This window comes from Roseicyclus sp. (genome assembly GCF_965662675.1).
Lineage (GTDB): Bacteria > Pseudomonadota > Alphaproteobacteria > Rhodobacterales > Rhodobacteraceae > Roseicyclus.
The window spans coordinates 1-1,279 of record NZ_CBFIIK010000190.1; the positions used below are offsets into that span (position 1 = coordinate 1).

At 66.1% G+C, this 1,279-nt stretch carries 1 protein-coding gene and 1 pseudogene; both read right to left on the reverse strand.

The genetic code is table 11. The features are described 5' to 3' along the window. Positions 1–136 precede the first annotated feature (136 nt). A complete protein-coding gene (locus ACTG4J_RS15390) occupies positions 137–826 on the reverse strand; it encodes a thiamine ABC transporter ATP-binding protein (RefSeq protein ID WP_439140609.1) in 690 nt (229 codons plus the stop codon). Further along, a pseudogene (locus tag ACTG4J_RS15395) lies at positions 810–1,279 on the reverse strand (thiamine/thiamine pyrophosphate ABC transporter permease ThiP); the annotation flags it as partial. The pseudogene ACTG4J_RS15395 and the gene ACTG4J_RS15390, both read right to left, overlap by 17 nt.

Genomic DNA, 1,279 nt, shown 5'->3' on the forward strand with positions numbered 1-1,279 from the left:
CTTTGGGCGCCCATCAAGGCGCGAGCCAAAGGTTACCCGGCCGAGTGACTCAGGCCCAGACGACTAACGAAAACGCGCCCCAACGGGCGCGTTTTTTGTTTGGACCGGATGGCGCGCCTGAGGGCACACCATCCCCTCACAACCAGGCCGACATCCCGTCGGGCGGTGCATTCCTAAGGCCAGCGATAGGCACATCCAGAATTTTCTGCCCGTCATCGAGCAACCATAGCCGGTCGCACAGCCGCTCGGCATCGCGTAGATCGTGACAGGCCATCAGGATCGTCAGCCCCCGCAACTCGGACAATGCCTTGACCAGCGCCAGCATCTCGGCGCGCAGCCCCGGATCGAGCGCGGCGAAGGGCTCGTCCAAAAGCGCCAAGGGCCGATCGCGCAGCAGCATCCGCGCCAGCCCCACTCGCGCCTGTTGCCCGCCCGACAGCGTGGCGGGCCGCCTCTCGCCGAAACCGGCCAAGCCGACATCGGTCAGGCTTTGGCCAACGCGGTCGCGCTCTTCGCGAGATAGCCGCAGATCGGGGCGCAAGCCGAGCGCGACATTGTCGAAGACGCTTAAATGCGGAAACAGATTGCCATCTTGAAACAGGATCGAGACGGGCCGCGCCGCCACCGGCGCATCGGTGATGTCCTGATCATCCCACAAGATACGCCCCCGGTCAGGCCGCGCAAAACCGGCGATCAGCGACAAGAGCGTCGATTTCCCACTGCCCGAGGGACCGAGAACCGCCACCCGCGCGCCGGCTTCCACCTTAGCCGAAAGGGCCAGCATAAAGCCGTCTTGGCTGAGCGTCAGATCATCGAGTTGCAGCATCGAACCGCCCCCCACGGTCGAAAACCCAGAACAGGCCAAGCGTCAGCGCCATGAGCAGCACGGCCGCCCCTTGCGCATCATCAGTGCGATAGGCCCCCATCAGGCGATACATCTCAAGCGGCAGCGTGCCCTGCCCCGGCATCGAGAACAAGGCGATGACCCCCAGATCGCCCATCGAGAAGGCCGCCGCCAGCCCCGCGCCGAACCCCAAGGGGCGCGCGAGGCGCGGCAAGATTGCATGGCGCAGGCGCGACCAACCCACCATGCCAAGCGCATCGGCCAAGCGGCCCTGCGTCGCTTCGGCCTGCATCGCGGCGGGTACCAGCGCGCGCAAGATGAAGGGCAGCGCCACCAGCGCATTGACCAGCCCCGTGATGGGCAGGGCAAGGGCCACCGGGTTGGCCACCGCCCGGATCAGGATGAACAGCCCCGTGCCGATCACCAAGGGCGAAA

What these genes read in the sequence shown, in the direction of transcription:
- ACTG4J_RS15390 (WP_439140609.1), bottom strand. Translation starts at nt 826, where the DNA reads ATGCTGCAACTCGATGATCTGACGCTCAGCCAAGACGGCTTTATGCTG.